At 50.5% G+C, this 6,100-nt stretch carries 6 protein-coding genes, 1 tRNA gene and 1 pseudogene; 3 read left to right on the top strand and 5 right to left on the bottom strand.

What is annotated here, in order from left to right:
* Positions 1-92 precede the first annotated feature (92 nt).
* The 4 genes from hisD to Q0231_RS14820 form a co-directional block, all read right to left on the bottom strand.
* Positions 93-1,385 (bottom strand): histidinol dehydrogenase, encoded by a 1,293-nt coding sequence (gene hisD / locus Q0231_RS14835; protein ID WP_299348648.1) that lies wholly within the window; start codon positions 1,383-1,385, stop codon positions 93-95.
* Positions 1,386-1,400: 15 nt separating this feature from the next.
* The gene (locus Q0231_RS14830) at positions 1,401-1,835 is read right to left on the bottom strand and encodes a DUF2948 family protein (protein ID WP_299348646.1); all 435 of its coding nucleotides are present in this window, start codon (positions 1,833-1,835) and stop codon (positions 1,401-1,403) included.
* A 116-nt stretch (positions 1,836-1,951) separates the two neighbouring features.
* Entirely contained in the window at positions 1,952-3,244 is a 1,293-nt protein-coding gene (gene murA, locus Q0231_RS14825; RefSeq protein ID WP_269392691.1) for a UDP-N-acetylglucosamine 1-carboxyvinyltransferase, read from the bottom strand.
* Positions 3,245-3,395: 151 nt separating this feature from the next.
* A complete protein-coding gene (locus Q0231_RS14820) occupies positions 3,396-3,545 on the bottom strand; it encodes a hypothetical protein (RefSeq protein ID WP_269392692.1) in 150 nt (49 codons plus the stop codon).
* 169 nt (positions 3,546-3,714) lie between these two features.
* Here Q0231_RS14820 and Q0231_RS14815 point away from each other — a divergent pair.
* The 3 genes from Q0231_RS14815 (at position 3,715) to Q0231_RS16760 (ending at position 5,924) form a co-directional block, all read left to right on the top strand.
* Positions 3,715-3,789, top strand: a tRNA-Thr gene (locus Q0231_RS14815).
* Between the two features lie 552 nt (positions 3,790-4,341).
* Positions 4,342-5,280: a helix-turn-helix transcriptional regulator gene (locus tag Q0231_RS14810; protein WP_299348642.1), complete on the top strand. Its 939-nt coding sequence runs from the start codon at positions 4,342-4,344 to the stop codon at positions 5,278-5,280.
* A 242-nt stretch (positions 5,281-5,522) separates the two neighbouring features.
* The gene (locus tag Q0231_RS16760) at positions 5,523-5,924 is read left to right on the top strand and encodes a PAS domain-containing protein (RefSeq protein ID WP_367274503.1); all 402 of its coding nucleotides are present in this window, start codon (positions 5,523-5,525) and stop codon (positions 5,922-5,924) included.
* On the opposite strand, the pseudogene Q0231_RS14800 reads toward Q0231_RS16760, so the two are convergent.
* Positions 5,871-6,100: pseudogene (locus Q0231_RS14800) on the bottom strand (AAA family ATPase); the annotation flags it as partial. The gene Q0231_RS16760 and the pseudogene Q0231_RS14800 overlap by 54 nt on opposite strands.

Here is a 6,100-nt window from a genome sequence, read left to right as displayed (position 1 = left end):
CATCTGCCATTGTTGAAAAACCACCTTTGTTATCCACTCACTAAGCAGCATAACAGAGTTGGGTTATTGCAAGAATAAACAGGTCGATCGAATTAGCGATTAAGCCTAATAGAAACTGAACGGCCATGGGCTTGCAAATCCTCGGCCTCTGCCAATGCAACCGCATCTGGTGCCAACGCACTAAGTGAAGATGGCGTACACCCAAGGATCGATATCCGCTTGATAAAATCAAGCACATTCAGCCCTGAAGCATAGCGCGCCGAGCGGGCGGTGGGCAGCACGTGATTTGTGCCTCCGATATAATCGCCGATGGCTTCTGGTGTGTGATGGCCAAGGAAAATTGCCCCAGCGTGGCGCACTTTTGCGACCAATGATTGGGGGTCATCAACCGCTAGTTCTAAATGCTCTGGCGCCATACGGTTGGACAAATCAATCGCTGCATCAATGTCTTTGACCACAATCACCGCGCCAAAATCTTCCCATGATGGGCCAGCCAGGTGCTTCTTGGGCAATATGGCTAGTTGGCGTTCAACTTCTTTTTCTACCGCGTCGGCCAGTGCTGCATCAGGCGTGATCAGAATTGATTGTGCCGACTTGTCATGTTCGGCTTGGGCCAACAAATCAGCGGCAATCCATGCAGGGTTTGCGGAACTATCCGCGATCACCAAAACTTCAGATGGGCCTGCGATCATATCGATGCCCACTGTGCCAAAGACCTGGCGTTTTGCCGCCGCCACATAGGCATTGCCTGGGCCAACAATTTTATTGACCGGCTTGATGGTGTCCGTGCCAAAGGCTAGCGCTGCAATGGCTTGTGCGCCCCCTACCCGGTATATTTCTGTTACGCCGGCAATCTTTGCAGCTGCCAGAACGGTTGGATTGACCACACCGTTCGGCGTTGGCACAACCATGGCGATACGCTCTACCCCTGCTACCCGTGCAGGTGCCGTGTTCATCAAGACTGAAGATGGATAGCTAGCTAGTCCGCCCGGCACATAGATGCCAACGGCGTCAACCGCATTCCATTTTGAACCCAGCGTTACCCCAGCATCATCGGTAAACAGCTCATCTTCTGGCAATTGTCGGGCGTGATAGGCGGTTATGCGTTTGTAAGCGTGGTTGAGCGCGCCAATGAGGGTGCTCGATGTTTCATTGTAAGCGGCTTCAATTTCGTCTTGAGTAAAAGCAATGCCAGTAGCGTTTAGATCTAGATGATCAAATTTTTGGGTTAGATCTACAAGGGCCGCATCTTTGCGCATACGCACGTCATTGATGATTTTCTCAACCGCGTCGCCCACCTCAACCGAGGTTTCGCGCTTTGCGCCCAAAAGCACAGCAAACTGTTGTTCAAAATCAGCTGCGGCCTGTTCCAGTCTTACCGGCATATTTGCGCTACTCTTTTAGTTTGTTAGATCGTGTTGCGGTGTGCCTTTTGCACCCCAAGCAGCACCCAAATCTTGCAGACGGGCTTCAAGGCACTCAACGCTGAGTTTGATTGAACCACCACCAGCAAAAGCCAAAAGCACAACCCCGGAAGGCTCGTCCGCAATCTCAAAGGTCATCGTAAGCAGTTCCAACACGCCATCTTTTGCGTCCAGATCGATTCCAGATACTTTGACTTGGGTCACTCGATCAAAATGGATCGCAGCGCGCTTGCGCTGGCCTTTGCCGCGCTTGCTATCTGCTTCCCAAGCAAACCGGTTCATCAAAAAGGCAAAGCGTTGATCGTCCGCCACATATCCCATTTCACCCACGCGGATAACCGCGTCTTGGGTATGCGCAGAGATTACTTCCAAATCTTCACTATCTAAGGCGAGCAATTTGAGATCGGTCATAGATCAACAACTTCCTATTCCGGGCGTGGGCCATTCTGTTCACCTGACTACCTAATGCGCGTCTGCGCAGTTCACAAGTGTAGCGGGATGAAAAAGGCCTGCGCTTTTAGACTATGCTAACCGCTAATCCGTTCAATTTGCGCGCCACAGCGGCTCAATTTGTCTTCCAAACGCTCAAATCCGCGGTCCAGATGGTAAATGCGGTTAACAATTGTTTCGCCCTTTGCCGCAAGTCCTGCGATTACCAAGGAAACTGAAGCCCGCAAATCTGTTGCCATAACTTGAGCGCCTTTGAGTTCTCGCACGCCCTTCACATGGGCTTTTTGTCCGTCAACACTAATATCTGCGCCAAAGCGCATCAATTCGGCCACATGCATAAAGCGGTTTTCGAAAATGGTTTCGCGCACTGTGGCGGTACCGTCGGCACGGGTCATCAGCGCCATATATTGCGCCTGCAAGTCAGTTGGGAAGCCCGGATACTCAGAAATCTCAGCGTCGATGGCGTGAATGGCTGTGCCGTTTTTAGTGATGCGTAGGCCATCTTTTTCGCGTGTCACCGTGGTGCCGGTTTGCTCGAGCACTTTTAGCGCTGCGTCCAAATGGTCAGCATTTGCTCCTTTGAGCAAAACATCGCCCCCCGTCATGGCAACAGCCATCGCATAGGTGCCGGTTTCAATGCGATCAGGAATGACATCTACGGTTGCGCCGTGCAGTTGCTCAACGCCTTCTACCGTTAGCGTGCGTGTGCCAATGCCAGAAATTTTTGCGCCCATTGCCACCAAACATTCAGCGAGGTTGACCACTTCTGGCTCCATCGCTGCGTTTTCAATTGTGGTTGTGCCTTCGGCTAGAGTTGCCGCCATCATAATCACATGGGTTGTACCCACTGAAATGCGTGGCAGTTTCACCAACCCGCCCTTTAGGCGACCGCCGGGGGCTTTGGCGTTAACATAGCCGCCGTCAATTTCAATCTCAGCGCCCAATTGCTGCAGCCCATCGATGTAAAAATCCACAGGACGTGTGCCAATGGCGCAACCGCCAGGCATGGACACGCGGGCCACGCCTTCGCGGGCCAACAAGGCGCCAATTACCCAAAAACTGGCGCGCATGGTGGCAACCAATTCGTACGGGGCGCAAGTGTCAACAATGTCTGCTGCAGAAAACGTGATCCGTTGCCCGCGCATTTCATCTTCACCACGGCGGCGACCTTGTACCGCCAAATCAACACCATGATTTTCCAGAATACGCTCGAGCTGTTTAACGTCAGCCAAACGCGGCACATTGTTCAATGTCAACGGCTCTTTGGTCAGCAAACTCGCAATCATTAGCGGAAGTGCGGCATTTTTTGCGCCCGATATTGGCAATTCGCCACGAAGCTCATTACCACCAACAATACGAATTCGATCCATGTTTTTTCCTTTAAAAGGCGCGTGTCGCTCGCCGTTAATTATAGCGATCTCTCACAAATTACCAGTGCGATGAATGTTTGATTGAGAATTTGGTCAATTGAGGGCCCAATTGGGTCTATATAGAGGTGATTTGAAGTCCGCCGTCCAGCGGTCAATCCTGCTTGGGCGCATTCTTATCCGCGTCAGTGCGCGCTTTAACTTGCTGTTTTCGGCGCCGCAAATTGGCGCGCAACTGCTGGGTCAGCCGCTCTTCACGGGCCTTGCGTTTTGTCTCGACGGTGTTTTCGCGTTTTTCATTCATGGATATGGCTATAAGTTGCTGTGTTGTGCAGATCAATGCTGAAACGATCGCCGATCAGCGGAACTGCTTTTTTGCACATTTTTGGGGTTCAGGTCCAGAACCCTCTTGCTTTGCTGAAAAGCTTGTGGCACTACCACGGCGCTTTGTTGAGAAACCTCACAGGGCTTGTGCTGCCGTAGCTCAGCGGTAGAGCACCTCATTGGTAATGAGGAGGTCGAGAGTTCGAGTCTCTCCGGCAGCACCATTAACGCTGAAATAGCGTTGCAATTTTTGTCCCTTCTATCGACTTCGACAATAGGCGTCTCGGCATCTACATTTTCGCCTGGCAATAGACCCTGAACGGAAGTCATTGCCATGATCCAAACTATCCCAATGTCTATCTGTACAACTGTTGGCTGCTGCATTCTGCCATTTACTGTTGAATGCTAAGCGCTAGACAGTTGTGTGCACCACCCCCAAATGGGTGGCTATGCCCAGTCTCTTTGGTCGGCAAAAGTGCATTTTCTCTTGGAGATGCTGGTTTTTTGAGCCAAAATCGAAACGCAACGTCATCTCTTTGAAACAGTGCATAGACGAAAGAAAAACCATTCCAACGAAAACGCTAAACGAGCTCATTTTACAAATATATGACACGGTTGCAGATCAATCTTTGTGGCCTGATGTTTTGGACAAGTGCGCGCACGCGGTTGGGGCACAAAGCAGTGCAGTTTTCGATCAAGTTGGGGCGCCAACATCAGAGATTTTCACGCTCTCACACAGTTCAAATACATATTCACAATTTGGAATGGACGCTTATGTGGATAGTTTCCTAGAGCAAGAGTTGAATGATCGGGGACAAGCAAAGCTGGCCCTTTCACGTTCCGACGGTGTTGAAGTGCTCAGCGATGAAGTCACCTACTCAGATTACGCTGAGTTTTTGGACCGTGATAATGTGAAATACCTTCGAGAGCTCGGGCTAAGACACAGGGCGATTTCGTTCCTCAACAAGGACAATTTGAACAGGACACAATTCACGCTCCAATTCGGTGATCATAGGGGCCCCATTCGGCCTGACGAAGCAGAACAGCTGGCGACCTTATTGCCTCATATCGCAAAAGCGTTGGACCTCGGGCGACCGATCAAAAAGATTTCTGAAGCGCATCATGGCATTTTGTTGGCCATGGACCAGCTTACAATTGGGGTTTGCGTTTTGGATGAGTTTGGAAGCGCCGTTGCTCAGAATGTCGAATTTGTGCGCCAAGCTGATCAATATGGCGTTTTTGCCATTGGCAGCGATGGAAAGCTCTACTTTAAAACATCGGCCAATCAGCTAAAATTTGACCAACTAAGAGCAGATGCTTTGAATAATGGCAAATTTGGCGCAAGGCCCAGAAAAGAGGCTGTGGCAACCCAAACGGGTGGATATTTGTGCATTGAGGTTTCTCCGACACACCAAATTGATGAACTGGGCACAAAACCGCATGCGGGCGCAATAGTCTTCAGCCAAGACACGAGCAAGCCACTTGATTTTGACTTCAATACTGTTGCGACCTGCTTTCGCCTTTCCCCCGCTGAAACCAAAGTTGCTAGGTTGCTAAGTCAGGGCCTGACGAACGCCGAGATAGCGGAGAAGATCGACCGCTCAAGCGAAACGATTAAGTTCCACACAAAGACGATTTTGAGCAAAACCCAATGCTCTACACGAACCCAATTTGTGCGCCTTCTGGGCAGCTTTAGAAATGATACGCTTGGCTAGAACGGCCAATTGGTTCCAGCTTTTTGCAGCAATTCAACTCGCTGTTCACTTATCAACCCGCCATTGTCGCAACTATTGCGCGCGCTGTGGAGGAGCATTTCAAAATGGCTGCTGCTTTCAACGGTCTGTCATGCTCATGATGGTTTGGTTTTCACTCTTTTAACCATCCCTTCAATCTAACGGCGCCATTTAACAAAGCGCTCATTTGGATTTGCTTTTATTCCTCCATTACGGGGAACAAAATGAAAATAGGCAAAAAAGAAGATTTGCAGGCGTTGCGCGAAAAATGTGCCATGTATGAGTCATGGCTGCGCGCATTGGATGAGCACGGCAAATTCGATCTTTGGTTCAAGGACAAAGACAGTCAATACCGATATGTAAACAAGCACTTCGCCAACACTATGGGGCGCACCAAGGCTGAGCTTGTTGAGCGCACGCCTGAGGATGTTTTTGGTGCTGACCGCGCAGAACGTGTTCGGATTATGGACCGCAAAGTAATGAACGACGGATTGTTGCAACGGGTTGTGCCGTGTGACGAATCTGGCGCACTTGAGGTGCACGAAGAGAACCGTTTTGTGGTTAATGATGAACAGGGCAACCCGGTCGGTCTTGGCCTCCAACTCACTCAGGCCGTGGCTGGATAACAGAACGGCAGTTCCTTTTTGCGAGATTTCGGACACCAGCCCATAAAAACGCTGTCTGGACAAGGGATCCAGTCCGGAGGTTGGCTCATCCAGCAAAAGCAGTTTCGGCTCGCCAATCAATGCCTGTGCCAGGCCCAAACGCTGGCGCATTCCCTTTGAATATTCTCCGCATCGAC

The organism is uncultured Maritalea sp., assembly GCF_937139385.1.
Classification (GTDB): Bacteria; Pseudomonadota; Alphaproteobacteria; order Rhizobiales; family Devosiaceae; genus Maritalea; species Maritalea porphyrae_A.
Note: the sequence above shows the minus strand (reverse complement) of the source record. Positions and strands in the feature narration are given on the sequence as shown.